This is a genomic window from Tsuneonella suprasediminis (assembly GCF_003605755.1).
GTDB lineage: Bacteria > Pseudomonadota > Alphaproteobacteria > Sphingomonadales > Sphingomonadaceae > Tsuneonella > Tsuneonella suprasediminis.
Genome location: NZ_RAHJ01000018.1, coordinates 202,607 through 219,019, shown reverse-complemented (window position 1 = coordinate 219,019; position 16,413 = coordinate 202,607). Strand labels below are relative to the sequence as shown.

The 16,413-nt window shown below is 63.8% G+C and carries 14 protein-coding genes; 5 read left to right on the top strand and 9 right to left on the bottom strand.

The features are described from left to right. Positions 1 to 4: 4 nt before the first annotated feature. On the top strand, positions 5 to 1,276 hold the full coding sequence (locus tag D6858_RS07070) for a spinster family MFS transporter (protein ID WP_120108545.1): 1,272 nt from the start codon (positions 5 to 7) through the stop codon (positions 1,274 to 1,276). Positions 1,277 to 1,280: 4 nt separating this feature from the next. Here the strand turns inward: D6858_RS07070 and metK are convergent, their stop codons facing one another. From metK to hisS, 6 genes are all read right to left on the bottom strand, one after another. Then, the gene (metK, locus tag D6858_RS07065) at positions 1,281 to 2,495 is read right to left on the bottom strand and encodes a methionine adenosyltransferase (RefSeq protein ID WP_120108543.1); all 1,215 of its coding nucleotides are present in this window, start codon (positions 2,493 to 2,495) and stop codon (positions 1,281 to 1,283) included. 55 nt (positions 2,496 to 2,550) lie between these two features. Then, complete coding sequence (gene lnt / locus D6858_RS07060) at positions 2,551 to 4,080, bottom strand: apolipoprotein N-acyltransferase (RefSeq protein WP_120109521.1); 1,530 nt, start codon at positions 4,078 to 4,080, stop codon at positions 2,551 to 2,553. A gap of 112 nt (positions 4,081 to 4,192) precedes the next feature. Further along, complete coding sequence (locus D6858_RS07055) at positions 4,193 to 4,915, bottom strand: DUF4167 domain-containing protein (RefSeq protein ID WP_240623744.1); 723 nt, start codon at positions 4,913 to 4,915, stop codon at positions 4,193 to 4,195. A 236-nt stretch (positions 4,916 to 5,151) separates the two neighbouring features. After that, positions 5,152 to 5,994 carry a peptide chain release factor N(5)-glutamine methyltransferase gene (gene prmC, locus D6858_RS07050; RefSeq protein WP_120108541.1) on the bottom strand — a complete coding sequence of 281 codons (843 nt, stop codon included), beginning with the start codon at positions 5,992 to 5,994 and terminating at the stop codon, positions 5,152 to 5,154. Further along, positions 5,991 to 7,061, bottom strand: a complete 1,071-nt coding sequence (gene prfA, locus D6858_RS07045) for a peptide chain release factor 1 (protein ID WP_120108539.1) — start codon at positions 7,059 to 7,061, stop codon at positions 5,991 to 5,993. The genes prmC and prfA overlap by 4 nt, the downstream gene beginning before the upstream one ends. A gap of 321 nt (positions 7,062 to 7,382) precedes the next feature. Continuing rightward, the gene (gene hisS, locus D6858_RS07040) at positions 7,383 to 8,609 is read right to left on the bottom strand and encodes a histidine--tRNA ligase (RefSeq protein ID WP_120109517.1); all 1,227 of its coding nucleotides are present in this window, start codon (positions 8,607 to 8,609) and stop codon (positions 7,383 to 7,385) included. 116 nt (positions 8,610 to 8,725) lie between these two features. Here hisS and D6858_RS07035 point away from each other — a divergent pair, with 116 nt between their 5' ends. The 3 genes from D6858_RS07035 to ppa all read left to right on the top strand — a co-directional run bounded on the left by D6858_RS07035 (position 8,726) and on the right by ppa (position 12,008). Next, on the top strand, positions 8,726 to 10,687 hold the full coding sequence (locus D6858_RS07035) for a M61 family metallopeptidase (protein WP_120108537.1): 1,962 nt from the start codon (positions 8,726 to 8,728) through the stop codon (positions 10,685 to 10,687). Between the two features lie 16 nt (positions 10,688 to 10,703). After that, on the top strand, positions 10,704 to 11,369 hold the full coding sequence (locus tag D6858_RS07030) for a DUF1345 domain-containing protein (protein ID WP_120108535.1): 666 nt from the start codon (positions 10,704 to 10,706) through the stop codon (positions 11,367 to 11,369). Between the two features lie 99 nt (positions 11,370 to 11,468). Further along, a complete protein-coding gene (gene ppa / locus D6858_RS07025; protein WP_120108533.1) occupies positions 11,469 to 12,008 on the top strand; it encodes an inorganic diphosphatase in 540 nt (179 codons plus the stop codon). 21 nt (positions 12,009 to 12,029) lie between these two features. Here the strand turns inward: ppa and D6858_RS07020 are convergent, their stop codons facing one another. The 3 genes from D6858_RS07020 to D6858_RS07010 are packed head-to-tail and all read right to left on the bottom strand — an operon-like array spanning position 12,030 to position 15,250. After that, positions 12,030 to 13,454, bottom strand: coding sequence for a mechanosensitive ion channel family protein (locus tag D6858_RS07020; RefSeq protein ID WP_240623743.1), 1,425 nt, complete (start codon positions 13,452 to 13,454; stop codon positions 12,030 to 12,032). A gap of 3 nt (positions 13,455 to 13,457) precedes the next feature. Beyond that, positions 13,458 to 14,825 (bottom strand): TldD/PmbA family protein, encoded by a 1,368-nt coding sequence (locus tag D6858_RS07015; protein ID WP_120108531.1) that lies wholly within the window; start codon positions 14,823 to 14,825, stop codon positions 13,458 to 13,460. Positions 14,826 to 14,869: 44 nt separating this feature from the next. Then, positions 14,870 to 15,250 (bottom strand): hypothetical protein, encoded by a 381-nt coding sequence (locus tag D6858_RS07010; protein WP_120108529.1) that lies wholly within the window; start codon positions 15,248 to 15,250, stop codon positions 14,870 to 14,872. Positions 15,251 to 15,611: 361 nt separating this feature from the next. Between D6858_RS07010 and lptB the strand changes: the two genes are divergently transcribed. Further along, positions 15,612 to 16,391 carry an LPS export ABC transporter ATP-binding protein gene (gene lptB, locus D6858_RS07005; protein ID WP_225082020.1) on the top strand — a complete coding sequence of 260 codons (780 nt, stop codon included), beginning with the start codon at positions 15,612 to 15,614 and terminating at the stop codon, positions 16,389 to 16,391. Positions 16,392 to 16,413 lie beyond the last annotated feature (22 nt).

The window sequence follows — 16,413 nt, the reverse complement described above, 5'->3', positions numbered from 1 at the left end:
CGATATGTCGCGACTGCGCCGGTCATCCCCCTCGCTCGCTCTGGGCCTGCTGACCATGATCAGCACGGTTGGATTTATCGACCGGATCGTAGTCAACGCGCTGGTCGAACCGCTCAAGGAAGAATTCCAGCTCAGCGATGCGGAAGTTGGCCTGCTCGGTTTCGCCTATGCCGCGCTGAATATCGTGCTGGGTGTAGCTATCGCGCGTATGGCCGAACGGCGGCGCAGGCTAAGTTTCACGGTTGTCGGCACGCTTGCCTGGTCGGTTGCCGCTGCGGCATGCGGTTTTGTCACCAACTGGGCGCAATTGCTGATGGCCCGCATCGCAGTGGGCGTGGGCGAGGCAGTTGGCCTGCCCGCCAATCAGTCGGTCATCGCCGACTATTTCCCGCCCGAACGGCGCGCATCGGCAATGTCGGTGCTGTTGCTGTCCCCGCCGCTAGGTGCATTCATCGGGCTGGCAGGCGGGGCGCTGGTGGCGGAGGTCTGGGGCTGGCGAATGGCATTCATCGTCACCGCCCTGCCAGGCCTGTTGCTCGCCCTGCTCGTATGGCTGTTCGTCAAGGAGCCGCCACGCGGTCAACACGACAAAGTAACAGACGACACAGTTCCGCCGATCAGCGCCGTCCTTCGCCGTTTTGCCGAATTGCCGAGTGCGCGGCATCTGGTGGCGGGATCCGCGCTTGCCTCGCTGGTCGGGTTCGGCCTGACAGCATTCTTCGCCGCGCTGCTGATGCGGCAGTTCGGTATTCCGCTGGCGCAGGCGGGGCTGTACGCCGGGCTGATCGCCAGCTTGCCAGCAAGTCTATCGGTTCTCAGCGGCGGCGCGCTGGCAGACAAGCTGGCCGCGCGAATCCCATCATCTTATGCACTTGTCCCGGCAATCAGCCTCGCAATCGCCGCTCCGCTGTTTTGTTTCGGAATCACCCGTGGCGACCTGTGGTTGCTGATGGTGATGGTCGCCGCGTCGACTATGCTTCAATTCATGTATCTGGGCATGACCTTCGGTACATTGCAGAACATGATGCACCCGCGGATGCGGGCCACCGCCAATGCGCTGCTGAATATCGTGTTCGGCTTTGCCGGTGGTATCGGGCCGGTGATAGTGGGCGCGCTCAGCGATCGTCTGGCTGACACGGGAATGGCGGCCGGCACCGCTCTGTCACTGGCAATGGCCGGTACGGCGGTACTCTACTGGTGGGCCGCAGCTCACTATGGCATCGCCGCCCGCACAGTCGCCAGCGATCTGGCGATCGTGCGCGAGGGGCGAATTTAAGCGATCAGCCAACTGCTTCGCGCAGATCGGCTGCCAGATCGGTTTTCTCCCACGGGAAGGCATCGCCTGCTGCGGTACGGCCGAAGTGGCCATAGGCCGCACTCTGGCGATAGATCGGCTTGTTCAGGTGCAGCCCTTCGCGAATACCGCGTGGGGTCAGGCCGCCCAGCTTGCGGGCAGCCACCTGACGGATCGCTTCTTCCAGCTTCTCGTCAGCGACGGTGCCGGTGCCATGCGTATCGACATACAGCGAAAGCGGTTCCGACACGCCAATCGCGTAGGCGACCTGAATCGTGCAGCGCTTCGCCAGACCGGCAGCGACGATGTTTTTCGCCAGATAGCGCGTCACATAGGCAGCCGAACGATCGACTTTGGTCGGGTCCTTACCAGAAAACGCGCCGCCGCCATGCGGCGCCGCGCCGCCATATGTATCGACAATAATCTTGCGTCCGGTCAGCCCGGCATCGCCATCGGGCCCACCGATTTCGAACTTGCCGGTGGGGTTGATATGCCACCGGGTTGCGTCCGACAGGAAACCTTCGGGCAGGATTTCGCCAACCACCTTCCTCACGTAAGCCTTCAGTTCGGCTTCCTTCTCACCCTCGTGATAGCCGGGCGCGTGCTGCGTGCTGACGACAACCGCGGTGCAGGCCACCGGCTTGCCGTTTTCATACTTCAGCGTGACCTGGCTCTTGCTGTCAGGTTCGAGGAACGGCGCCGCGCCGCTCTTGCGATCGGCGGCAAGCCGCTGCAAAATCTTGTGGCTGTAATCCAGCGTGGCGGGCATCAGATCGGGCGTTTCGTCACACGCGAAGCCGAACATGATCCCCTGATCGCCCGCGCCTTCATCCTTGTTGCCGCTGGCATCGACGCCCTGCGCGATATGATCGCTCTGCGCGTGGAGGTAGTTCTCGAATTCGAACGTTTCCCAATGGAAGCCCGATTGTTCGTAGCCGATTTCCTTCACGACATTGCGAACGGTGCGTTCGATTTCTTCCAGCGCACCATCGGCCCACGCGCCATTTTCGAACACGCCCTTGCAGCGGATTTCCCCGGCAAGAACTACGCGCTGTGTCGTCGTCAGCGTTTCGCAAGCGACGCGAGCCTGATCGTCTTTCGACAGGAACAGATCGACGATAGCGTCCGAAATCTGGTCGGAAACTTTGTCGGGGTGCCCTTCGGAAACGCTTTCCGAAGTGAACAGGTAATCAGCGCGCATCGAATTCAGTCCTGATATAAAGACAGCTTTATGTCTGCAAATAACCCGCGCAGCACTAGCGGGCGCGACGCCGGGTTGCAAGCAATGACGCGGCCAGCAGCAGCACCGCCCAGCCAAGCGGCAACAGATTGCCAAGTCGAGCAAACAAAGTGGGCGCCAGCGCTTGCGGGACAAGCCCGTCGATGCGGCCCGGCCGGTGTGCGGGCATCGTGTTGCGGACCACACCGTGCGCGTCGATTACCCCGCTGATTCCAGTGGTGGTTGCACGCAGGACCGGCAACCCCTCCTCCATCGCGCGCATCCGGGCCTGCGCGAAGTGCTGGGGCGGACCGAATGTGCCGAACCAGCCATCGTTCGAAGGGGTAAAGATATAATCGGGGCGATGGGCGGGATCGACCACCTCCCCGCTGAACGTGATTTCATAACAAATCTGCATCCCCGCCTTACCCCACGCGCCCAGATCGAGCGTGCGTGGGCCGGGACCGGGAATGAAATCGATCGATCCGGCCACCAGCCGGCGAAACCCCAGCGGTTCAAGCAACCAGCGCAAGGCCAGATACTCGCCATAAGGGACAAGGTGCGCCTTGGCATATGAGCCAGCAAAAGTTCCCTGCGGAGTCAGCGCAGTGACGACATTGTATGCCCCGATTGCGCGAGCATTGGTGGAGCCCGGCTGATCGATTTCCAGATCGACAGCCCCCGTCAACAACAGGCTACCCGGCCCGATCAACCGACCAATACGCGCGCGGGCGAATTCGGGATCGGCCCCTGCGGTCGTCGCATCGTAATATCGCTGCGGATAACCGTCGCGCAGATAGTCGGGCAGCCCGGATTCGGGCCACAGCACCAGCCGCCGCCCTTTGTCTTGCCGGGGCGCGGTAAGCCGCTCAAGCTCCTGAAACTGCGCTTCGTACAAGCGCGGATCGTTCAGTTCTTCCTGCGTGAAATCGGGCTGAATCAGGGTGTATTCCAGCGTTCCGGGGTTCGCCGCCGGGCCGGGCAGATACATTCCCACGGCAACGAGCGCGAACACCGTCGCGACCCGCCACCATGCCCGTGCAACCAGCAGCCAACCGATCCCACCCGCAACCAGCACCGCAAGCCCCGAGAGGCCATATGTGCCCATCCACGGCAGCAGGGCAGCGATCCCCGGCCGATCGAACCCGCCGAGGAATACGAGACCGAACGGATCCCAGGCATATCCGGTGAAGACCCAGCTTTTCAGCCACTCCGCCACGATCCAGCACCCGGCCAGCGCAAATGCCACCGGCAACGGGCGCTGCCCGCCAATGGCGCGCGCAGCACCGGCAGCAAGTGCCGGATAAACCGCCAGATATACTGACAGTAGCGGGACCGCCGCCCAGCCCAGCGCGGGCGACATCGCGGCCTGATAAGTGAATGCCGTGGCGATCCAGTTGTTCGCGAACGTGTAATGCGCCACGCCGAACAGCCAGCCGATCAGCATGGCCCGCCGCCAGCCCGGCGCTTGCGCCACCAGCACAGCGAAACCCGCCATGCCCAACAGCGCGAATGGCCAGAGGTTGAGCGGCGGAAAACCCAGCGCCGCGACCAGCCCGGCGGCCATCGCGACAATGCGCGGATGCGCCGCCAGCCAGTGGCCGAAAGCTGTTATTCCGCTCGAAACACGCCCTTGCGAAAGGGCGACGCGATCCTGCACGGCGCCCTCCCGAAGTCCGTCAGCCGACTGCCTTCAGGCCGTCGTCGCTCTCCGCTTCGTCGGCCGCTTTACGGCGGCGACGGACAGCGGGCTTGCGCGCTGGCTTTTCCGCTTCGTCGGCTTGCGCGATTGCCGGGGGCAGCGCACTGGAATCGATGCCGCCGTCGTTGGACACACCGCCATCGCTATCGTCGGCATCGGTTTCTTCGCGACGCTTGCGGCCACGACGGGCCACAGGCGCCTTTTCCCGCGTGCTTTCGCGAGTACCGCGCGTGAACGGATTATCCGCCGGTTCAAACTCGTTATCGATATCGTCGCTGTCGCGGCTGTCATCATCGCGGTCATTGCGACGGGTCCGCTGACGACCAGCATTGCGGCCTCGCGGCGCGCTGTCACGGTCAGAGTCGCGGCCATTGTCGCGGTTCGATTCGCGGTCGTCGTCGTTATCGCTATCTTCGCCATCGCGTTCTTCACGATTGCGGCTGCGCGCTTCTTCCTGACGTGCCTTGTTATCGGCGATTACACGGAAGTAATGGTCGGCGAATTGCAGGTAATATTCGGCCTGCACCCGATCGCCATTATGTTGTGCGTCCTGCGCCAGCTTCTTATATTTATCGAGCAATTGCGGGGCGTTACCACGTGCCCGGCTGTCGATCCGGTTCTGGCTGTTGCCACCGCCACCCTGCTGACGATTACCGCGCCCGCGACGACGGTTGTTGTTGTTACGGTTGTTATTGTTCAAGGAAAATTCTTCCTTATCGTAGATCTGCCCGGACGATCCATCAGCCGGGTTTCGATCGCATGACCCCATGCCGCGCCCGCCATCGGGATCGCGGTGCCCCACCTGCACCTCTGCACGGGCGCAGTGCCCGGCCGGTATGCAAATGTTGGAGCTTTAAGGCGATTTCGGGTGCGGACCATGCCGCCGACCGAAGGCCTTGCACAAGACGTAGTGCCACGGCGGCCATTTGCCAAGCCCTAAGTCAAAATCAGTCCACGGGGCCGCCCGGCAAGGTCGTGGCGCAGGGTAACAGCGAAGCCCGCTTCATGAGACATGACAGTTACTTCACCTGCTTGTGTGGCCCCGATTTCGAGCACGGCAACACCGCTCGGTTCGAGCAAATTCTTCAATTGTGGCACGAGGATACGGTAATCATCCAACCCCTCCGGCCCGGCGAACAAAGCCCCTGCAGGTTCGTACATTTGTACGTTTTCATCGAGTAACGCATCAAACTCACCCGGTAACGCCCCCAAACTGACATAGGGGGGGTTCGCGATCACCAAATCGAAGCGGCCAAGCCCATCGGCCCAGCCATCGACCGTCCAGTCCGCCAGTTCGAACCGGGCACGATCCGCCAGATTCAGCTCCGCCGCATTGGCCGTTGCGATTCGCAATGCCGCTTCCGATCGATCGATACCGATCCCATGCGCGGCGGGCAATTCGGCCAGCAGCGTCAGCAGCAAGGCGCCGGACCCGGTTCCGCAATCGAGCACCCGGCAGGCATCGGGCTTTGCCTCCAGCGCGGCGGCGACCACGCTTTCGCTATCGGCGCGCGGGATCAGCACATCGGGGCTGACCGAAAATGTACGGCCATAGAATTCCGCCGTGCCGAGGATATAGGCCACCGGCTCCCCCGCCAGCCGCCTTTCCAGCAACGGAGCGAACCCGGCGGGTGCCGGATCGCGCATCGCACCGATCAGCATGGCGGAGCGCGTCATGCCCAGCGCATGGGCCATCAGCAGCTCGGCATCGATCCGCGCCCATTCTTCGCCAAGCCGCGCGGTGGCATCGCGCAGCGCTGCGCCAACGGTGCTGGTCATTCGCCCAGCGCGGCGAGGCGTTTGGCTTCGTCTTCCGCGATCAGCGCATCGATCAGTTCGGCCAGTCCCGGCCCGGCCAGCACATCGTCCAGCTTGTGCAGCGTCAGCCCGATGCGGTGATCGGTCACGCGGCCTTGCGGGAAATTGTAAGTGCGGATGCGTTCCGACCGGTCGCCGCTGCCGACCATCGCCTTGCGCGCTTCGGCCTCTGCCCCGTGCACTTCCTCCCGCCGCTTTTCATAGAGACGCGCGCGAAGCACCTGCATCGCCTTGTCGCGGTTGCGGTGTTGGCTGCGTTCGTCCTGCATGGCGACGACGATGCCAGTGGGAACGTGAGTGATCCGCACCGCCGAATCGGTGGTGTTGACGTGCTGCCCACCCGCGCCGCTGGAACGGTAGATATCGATCTTGAGATCCTTGTCCTCGATCGACACGTCGACTTCGCTCGGTTCGGGCAGCACCGCCACGGTCGCCGCGCTGGTGTGGATGCGCCCCCCGCTTTCGGTCACGGGCACCCGCTGCACCCGGTGGACCCCGCTTTCGAACTTGAGCTTGGCGAACACCCCGGTGCCGGTGACGTTGGCGACCACTTCCTTGAACCCGCCGATATCGCTGGCATTCACGCTGATCGTCTCGACCCGCCAGCCCTGTTCGGCGGCATAGCGTTCGTACATGCGGAACAGATCGGCGGCGAACAGCGCAGCTTCATCGCCGCCAGTCCCGGCGCGGATTTCCAGCATCGCCGGACGCGCATCGGCGGAATCGCGCGGCAGCATCGCCACCGCCAGCGCGCGTTCAACCGCGGGTAGCTCTTCCTGCAGGCGGGCGATTTCCTCTTCCGCCAGCGCCTTCATCTCCGGGTCGCTGTCGTCGAGCGATTCCAGTTCGGCCAGCTCGGTACGCATCGTCCGCGCCTGCTCCGCCGCGCGGGCGACCGGCTCCAGCTCGGCATAGTCGCGGCTGGCCTGTACGAAGGCATCGCCTTCCAATGTGCCCGACGCCATCCGCGCTTCGAGTTCAGCGAAGCGGTGGGTGATCTGATCGAGACGTTCGGCGGGAATGGTCAAAGGGGCTGCTCTGTCGTTGCGAAACTCACGCGTGTTTTAAAGACCCGGCGCGAGAAGAAAAGCGGGGCCCCGGATCAGGTCCGGGGCGACGATATGGTGGACGGTGTGGCTAATACGCGGCCGTTGCTGCGGGCCAATAGCCAGCGGGGGAACGGGCAGAGCGCCGCACCAGCAAAGCAGCCATTGACGCAACACTCCCCACCAGCACCGCTGTCACCCCGGACTTGATCCGGGGTCCCGCTGTTTTTCCGGCGCGGTGCCCGCAGGGAAGTTGGACCCCGGCTCGTTGGCCGGGGTGACGGGAGGTGTTCTGCATCCGCTTCATGCGCCGATCTGGCTCAACACCTGATTGATCCGATCGATATCGGGGGTGTCGGGGGCGGAGCGGAGGTTGAACCCGCTGTCATTCAGGCTGACCAGCGCCTTGGCCTGCACCTTCGCCGCCTTGTCATAGCGTTTGCGCGGCGATCCGCTGTCGAACACTTCGACCGAGAAACCGGCGGCGCGCAGTGCAGCAGTCGCCGCGATACCCTTCGCGATCAGTTCGTTATCCTCAACCGCAAGGCTCACGTCCGGCCCGGCGATCTCGCGATCCCCCACCAGCATCGCCAGCCGTTCGATCCCCGCTGCCCAGCCCACCGCCGGGGTGGCTGGACCGCCGAGCGATTCCATCAGCCCGTCATACCGCCCACCGCCCAGCACGGTGCCTTGCGCGCCCAGCCGGTCGGTGACGAATTCGAACGCGGTATGGCGGTAATAATCCAGCCCGCGCACCAGCGCGGGATTGCGCGCCCACGCCACGCCCGCCGCATCCAGCCCGCCAGTGACAGCGGCGAAGAAATCCTGCGCTTCGGCAGACAGGTAATCGTCGATCCGCGGCGCATCGGCCACGAATGCCTTGTCGCGCGGGTCTTTGCTGTCGAGGATACGCAGCGGGTTGCGTTCCAGCCGGTCCTGCGAATCTTCGCTCAGTTCCGCCTTGTGGGCGGAGAAATAGTCGATCAGCGCCGCGCGCCATGCCTCGCGGCTGTCGCCATCGCCCAGCGTGTTGAGTTGCAGCGTGACGCCATCGGCAATGCCGAGTTCGTTCAGCAACTGATCGGCCATCGTCAGCAGCTCCACGTCCGCCTGCGGCTCGGCCGCGCCGATCACTTCGGCGTCGAGCTGGTGGAACTGGCGATAGCGGCCCTTCTGCGGGCGTTCGTAGCGGAACAGCGGGCCGTGGGTCGCGACCTTGAGCGGAGCATATTGTTTCCACCCGTCGGTGAGATAGGCGCGGGCGATGCCGGCGGTGAATTCGGGGCGCAGCGTCAGCGATTCGCCTCCGCGATCGTCGAACGAATACATTTCTTTCGACACGACATCGGTGGTTTCGCCCAGCGAACGGGCGAACACCTCTGTCTTTTCGAACACCGGCATTTCCACCCGGCGGAAGCGATAGAGGCGGCGGACGCGTTCGAACGTTTCCACCACGAAGGCGAAGCTTTCCGCATCGGCACCGAAAATATCCTGCGTGCCGCGAATGGGTTGGGGTGTCTTTCCGCTCATGCCGCGCGCGTTAGCGTGTTCGGCGCGCGCCGGAAAGACGCTGTTGAACGGAAAGAAGAGTCGGGCGCTCATCGCTGCCTTGAAACCGTCTGCCGCTTCGCGCATTAAGCTCGACCATGAAAAACCGGTTCGCACTGCCACTTGCAGCTCTCGCCCTGTCGCTCCCCTTTACCGACGCCATCGCCGCCCCGCCCACTGCGGCAGACGAAAACAGGTCGCGCCCGATGCAGGCCGCGCTGAACGATGCAACCCCGCTGCCCGCCGATACCCCCTGGCCGGGCGGCACGATCGATCTGAACATCGACGCCAGCGATACCGTGCGCGGCCTGTATAAAGTGACGCAGACGATCCCCGTCGCGCCGGGCACCAGCGAACTGACCTTGCTGTTCCCCAAATTCATCCCCGGCAAACATGCCGCGCGCGGGCCGATCAACCTGCTGGCCGATGTGCGCTTTTTCGCGGATGGCAAGCCGCTGGCGTGGATGCGCGATCCGCTCGATGTCTATGCCTTCCGCCTTTCGCTCCCCGCCGGGACGAAAGCCGTCACGGCGAAGTTCGTCCACACCTCTCCGCTGGAAAGCAAAGAGGGGCGGATTTCGATGACGCAGGAAATGTTCAACCTGCAATGGGATATGATGAGCCTTTATCCCGCAGGGCATTATATCCGCCGCATCGCCTTCAACCCCACAGTGACAGTGCCCGCCGGGTGGACAGTGTACACCGCACTCGACGGCAAGAGCCGCAGCGGGGATACCGTGCGCTGGGGCACGGTGGACTATGAAACGCTGGTCGATTCCCCGATCTTCGCCGGGAAATACGCGAAGAGCTGGGAAATGGGCAAAGACACCCGGCTCGATGTCGTGGCCGACGATCCCAAGTATCTCGAACTCGCGCCGCAGAACCTTCAATCGTTCAAAAACATGTTCACGCAGGCCGATTACCTGTTCGGCGCGCGCCATTTCGATCATTACACCACCCTGCTGGCGCTGACCGACCGGATGGGCGGCATCGGGCTGGAACATCACCGGTCGAGCGAAAACCAGTACGAACCCACTGCGTTCATCGACTGGGACGATATGGACTGGGATCACAACGTCGTGGCGCACGAACTGGTCCATTCGTGGAACGGCAAATATCGCCGCCCGGCGGACCTGTGGACCCCCGATTTCCGCACCCCGATGCAGAATTCGCTGCTGTGGGTGTACGAAGGGCAGACTCAGTTCTGGGGCTGGGTGCTGGCCGCGCGTTCGGGTGTGCAGACCAAGGAAACCGTGCTGGGCCAGTTCGCCCGTGCCGCGGCGTTTTATTCCGAAGGGCAGCCGGGCCGCGCATGGCGTTCGGTGGCCGATACCACCAACGATCCGATCATCAACGCCCGCCGCCCGCTCCCCTACCCCTCGCTGAACCGGAGCGAGGATTATTATACCGAAGGCGCGCTGGTGTGGCTGGAAGCCGATCAGATCATCCGCGCCGGGACCAAGGGGAAGAAAGGGCTGGACGATTTCGCCCGCCGTTTCTTCGGCCAGAACGATGGCGACTGGGGCGTTTCGACTTATACGTTCGACGATGTCGTGGCCGATCTCAACGCGGTCTATCCCTATGACTGGGCGCAGTTCCTGACGACGCGGATGCTCACCCCCGGACAGCCTGCCCCGATCAGGGGCATCGAGATGGCCGGATACAAGCTGGTGTTCCGCGACAAGCCCAATTCTTACGAAAAGGGGCGCATGGCATCGAACAAATCGCTCGACCTGACGTATTCGCTGGGCATGACGCTGGACAAGGATGGCGATGTCACTGCCACTTTGTGGAATGGGCCGGGGTTCAAGGCGGGCATCGTCGATGGCGCACGTATTCTGGCGGTCAACAGTATCGAATACAGCGCCGATGCGATGCGCGATGCGATCAAGGCAGCAGCCAAGGGTAAGGAACCGATCCAGTTGCTGGTGAAGCGCGGCGAAAACGTCACCACCGTGCCGGTCGATTACCACGGCGGGCTGCGGTATCCGTGGCTGACCCCTGCCAAGCCGGGCGAGCAGGGGCTCGACCACCTGCTCACCCCGCGCACCGGCAAATGATTGTGGCGCGGGCGCTGTGACGCAAGCGGCGCGTACCGGCATCGGCAACCGGATCGCGCCGCCCCGCTTTGTGGCGTTCGTGGCAATTTCGGTATCCGTGGCGGCTGGCTGGCTGCTGCTGGGCGATGGCCGGGTGGCCGATGCGCTGACCACCGGGTTCGACATTGCCGCCGCGCTCTATCTCGCATCGATGGCGCCGTTGCTGCGCTCCCACAGTGCCGACAAAATACGCCGCCACGCCCGCGATAACGATGCCAACCGCGTGTGGGTGCTGGTCCTCGCCTGCCTCAGCGTGCTGGTCGTGCTCGCGGCGCTGTCGGGCGAACTGCACGAAGCGGCCAAGGGCGACGGTGCGGCCATCGCGCGCCTGCTGGCGACGCTGACGCTGGCGTGGCTGTTCGCCAACACGGTGTTCGCGGTGCACTATGCCCACCTGTTTTACGGCGAGAGCTCAAACAAGGACAGCGACCGCGGCGGGCTGGACTTTCCCGGCACGAAAGAACCGGACTATGCCGATTTCCTCTATTTTTCCGCGACACTGGGGATGACATTCCAGACTTCCGATGTCGCAATCACCAGTCGCGCGGTGCGGCGGGTGGCGCTGGGCCAGTGCCTGATCGCCTTCGTCTTCAACCTCGGCATTCTGGCGTTCGTCATCAATACACTGGGCGGACTGGCCTGATCGCCTTCACCGCTCCGACCGGGCGCGATGCGACCTTGGTAGGACAGTAGCGAATCCTTGTTGCGATGCAGCACTCTGCGCCCTAGAGGCAGCGGCACTATGCAGATCGACAAGATTCCCACCGGGGACAATCCGCCCGAAAGCCTCAACGTCATCATCGAAGTGCCCACCGGCGGCGAACCGGTGAAGTACGAATTCGACAAGGACAGCGGCGCGCTGTTCGTCGACCGTATCCTGCACACGCCGATGCGCTATCCGGCGAACTACGGTTTCGTGCCGCATACGCTGTCGCCCGATGGCGATCCGCTCGATGCGCTGGTGATCGCGCGCAGCCCGTTCATCCCCGGCTGCGTCGTGCGCGCCCGGCCGATCGGCGTGCTCAACCTGGAAGACGAACACGGCGGCGATGAGAAGCTGATCTGCGTGCCGATCGACACCACCTTCCCGTATTACTCGGACGTGGCCGAAACCAAGGATCTGCCTTCGATCATCTTCAAGCAGATCGAACACTTCTTCACCCACTACAAAGATCTGGAAGCGGAAAAGTGGGTGCGTATCGGCCAGTGGGGCGATGCGGCGGAAGCGCGCAACATCGTGCTGGAATCCATCGAACGCTATAACGACGCGAAGAAGGGCTAAGCCCCTTCCTCTCCAGAGCGGTTATTCCACGGGCCTGCTCGGATCGAGCAGGTCCTTTTCCTGTCCCTGATCGGGTTCGCGCCGTTCACGGCTGACCATTTCGGCCACTTCGTCGCTTGGCCGCACATCTTCGTGCGCGGCGCTGGCGGCGGCGGATGGGACAGCGGCCTTTTCCTTGTGCGGTGCCGGTGGCACGCTCCCCGCATCGACCCGCTGCAATGGCAGCGGCGGTGTGCGTTCGTCGAACCGCAGGCGATAGATCGGTTCAGGCAAAGCGAACCCGCCTTCCTCCAGCGCGCCCTTCACCGCAGCAATCGCCCGGCTGCGCGCCTTGGCCCAGTCGGTTTCGCGCTGATCGATCCAGCCGAGGAAGCGGATCACGATATTCGAATCCCCCACTTCTTCGGTGCGCGCTTCGGGCGGCGGATCGGCCAGCACGAATGGCAGCGCGGCCATCGTTTCGCGGCCCAGCGCCCGCGCGGCATCGGGATCGTCGTCGGCATCGATCCCCAGCAGAAAATCGAACCGCCGCGCCGGGTTGCGGGTGAAATTGACGATCACCGCCTTGAACACGGTGGAATTGGGAATCCGCAAGTGATTGCCGTCCAGCGTCATCAGCACGGTCGCTCTGCTGGTCAGGCGGATCACCCGCCCTTCGAAACTGTCGATCGTCACATGTTCGTTGGCCCGGAACGGTTGCCGCAGGCTGAGCATCAGCGAAGCGACATAGTTTTCAATCGTATCGCGCATCGCAAAGCCCAGCGCGATACCGATCACCCCGGCCCCGCCCAGCACCGCGCTAAGCAGCGCCGTCGCCCCCAGCACATCGAGCGCGACCACCAGCCCGCCGATCACGAAGACAAAGCGGATCGCGCTGGCGATCAGTTCAGCGAGGAAGGAATTGGGCGCGACCCGGTGCCACAATGCCCCGATGCCCGCGATAAGATAGCCGATCAGCGCGATCACCGCCCAGATCGCCAGCGCCACGCCCGCCAGCGGGATCATCCGCACAAAGCTTTGCGTCCGGTCGGCCAGTGTGCCGACGGCGTTCGATCCACTGACCGACAGATCGCGCTCTATCCGGTTTTCGACTGTGACAACACCCGATACCCGACCCGCAATCGCCTCTGCCCGCGCAATATCGGCATCTTGCGGGACAGTGCCCGATAGCGTCACGACCCCTTCGCTCACTTGCGCGCGGACATCGCGGAAAGCGGGCAGTTCGCCAAAAATTCCCTCTATCCGGCGGGCGATCCGGGCATCGGCCCCGACATCCTGCGTATCGGCAATCGCGCCTGTGGCGGGCGCGGCGGCGGTCGGTTCAGCCGACGGAGTATTGGTGGGCGATGCCGTATCGATGGCAGGCAGAACAGCATGGAGCGGCGCGGCCAGCAGCGACGCCAGCGAAACCGCCAGCAATGCAGCGAGAAGGCGCGCCAGCGACACCCCTTATCCGCCCGCCACGGTCATGCCGTCTATGCGGATGGTCGGCACGTTGACCGCGCGCCAGTCCTCCAGATCGTTTGCCACAGACATGTGTGCAAACATCTGTAGCAGGTTGCCGGCAATGGTGAAGCCCGACACCGGGCCAGCGATTTCGCCGTTGACGATCCGCCGCCCCGCTGCGCCGCGGCTGTAATCGCCGGTGACACCGTTGACGCCCTGCCCGATCAGGTAATCGACCAATACGCCATCCTGAATATCCGCGATCAGTTCGGCCACGCTCGCCTGGCCCGGCAGCAGATCGATATTGCTGGCCGCGACCCCCGGCGATCCGCCGATTCCGCGCGTGGCATGCCCCGTCAGTTCCAGCCCCAGTTGCGCGGCGGAGGCGACGTTGGTCAGCCAGCCGGTCACTTTGCCATTTTCCACCAATGCACGCGGCGCGGTCGGCACCCCTTCGCCATCGAACGGGCGCGAGCGCGGGCCGCGCGGCTTCAGCGGATCTTCGACAATGCGGATCGCATCGGGGAACAGCGCTTCGCCTTCATGACCGAGCAGGAACGAATGCTGGCGGGCAATCGCGGGCGCGCTCATCGCCCCCGCCAGATGCCCGATCAGCGATCCGCCCACACGCGGGGCGAATACCACCGGCATCGGCCCGCTGGGCACTGATGCAGGGTCGAGCCGCGCCACGGCACGCTCCCCCGCGCGCTGGCCGATTTCCTGCGGCGACTGCAAATCGGCCAGATGGCGCGCGCTGCGATAGGCATAGTCGCGCTGCATCCCGGCGCCGGTGCCTGCGATGACACTGGCCGATATGCCATAGCTTGTGCCGCTATAGCTGCGGCAGAACCCCTCGCTGGTGGCCAGTGTGACTTGCGCGTCGGATGCGCTGGCACCGCCGCCTTCGGAATTGGTCACCCCGGCAACCGCGCGGGCGGCATCTTCCGCTTCGGCGGCGCGTTCGCGCAGTTCTTCGGGCGAGAGCACGCGCGGGTCGGCCAGATCGAGCCCGGCCACCTCGCCCGTCGCCAGCGACGCGGCAGGTGCCAGCCCGGCATAGGGATCTTCCGGCGCGATGCGCGCCATATCGACCGCGCGGGCAGCCAGTTCATCGATCCCGGCAGGCGACAGGTCGCTGCCTGAAACGCTGGCCGATCGCCGCCCCACGAACACCCGCAACCCCGCCTCCGCACTTTCGGACCGGTCGATATCTTCCAGCTTGCCCAGCCGGACCGACACCGATTGCGAACCGGCCACGCGGTGCAATGCATCGGCGGCATCGGCACCGTGGCGGCGCGCGGCATCGATCAGCGCGCTGGCAATATCGAGAGCATCGAGAGCGGTGTTATCCGGGGCAGTCGTCGTGGTCATCCACCCCGGCTAAGCGCTCGCCCGGAAGCGGGCAAGCAGCGAATTCACGCAAACGCGGCGATCGCCCGCAATATGCCGGTCAAAGCGAACGGCAGACCGATGGCCATCGCCCACAGCACGATCTGATCGCGGCGATAGGTGCCCCGCAAAGAAAGATCGGCCGCCTCTTCATCCGACAGATGCATCCACCGCCGTTCGAACGCGCGGCACGCGGGGATGATCGCAGCAACCAGCAGGACCAGAGCGATATACGGGAGCAGCGAAGACGAACCGCTTTTCAACGCATGGATCGTTACGAAAATCTGCAAGCCGGTATAGGCCAGCAGGGCATAGGCGACATTGTCGCTCATCCGTTTGCGCCAGTCGAGCTTGTGCCCGGTGGCGGCTTTATCAGTATGCGTCGTGCGATCAATCGCGTTGGGCATTGCCCTTTTCTCCCGTGAGTCCCTCTCCGGTGGAAGACTATTTCACACTCAATGGCTTGCGGCAAGGGCACTAACCATCGTGTCAGGCGGCGTAGTGAGAGAAGCTGGACCCCGGCTCGGGGGCCGGGGTGACGAAGGAGGGGCGGATATACCTCCGCCAAACCGTTACCTTTACGTCAATCGGCCACGCCCCGCCGCCTAACCCAAACCGTCACCCCGGACTTGATCCGGGGTCCAGCTTCACTTCCGGGTCTTCCGCCCCTTCCCCCGTGGCATCAACACCACCAACCACGCACGAATCCTGCCAGTTGTCGCGATACGGGGTTTTCACACCGGCAGTGAGTGCTACATGGCATGGCAAATGAGCACGACCGAAAGCGAGACCGCCCCACCGGCCAACGCCGCCCCGCCCATCCCGCAGGGGGGGCTGGAAGTCATCTCCATCGCCAAGAGTTACGACAAGCGCGCCGTGCTGACCGACATCTCGCTCAGCGTGGGCAAAGGCGAAGTGCTCGGCCTGCTTGGCCCCAATGGCGCGGGCAAGACTACCTGTTTCTATTCGATCATGGGCCTCGTACGCCCCGATGCCGGGCGCATCCTGATGGATGGCGAAGATGTCACCCGGCTGCCGATGTACCGCCGCGCGGTGCTTGGCCTCGGCTATCTGCCGCAGGAAACCAGCATTTTCCGCGGGATGACCGTGGAACAGAACATCGAATGCGTGCTCGAACTGGTGGAGCCGGACAAGGACACCCGCGCGCAGGAACTGGACCGGTTGCTCGATGAATTCGGGCTGGAGCGCCTCCGCTCGACCCCGGCAATGGCGCTTTCCGGCGGCGAGCGGCGGCGCTGCGAAATTGCCCGTGCACTGGCGGCGAAACCCTCGATCATGCTGCTCGACGAACCCTTTGCCGGGATCGATCCACTGTCGATCAGCGATATCCGCGATCTGGTGAAAGACCTGAAGCAGCGCGGGATCGGTGTGCTGATTACCGACCATAACGTGCGCGAAACGCTCGATATCGTCGACCGGGCCTGCATCATCTATGGCGGTCAGGTGCTGTTCGCCGGCACGCCGGAGGCGCTGGTGGCAGATGAAAACGTGCGCCGCCTCTATCTGGGCGAAGGCTTTACCCTGTGATTGCCGCTCTGCTGAAAGGCTG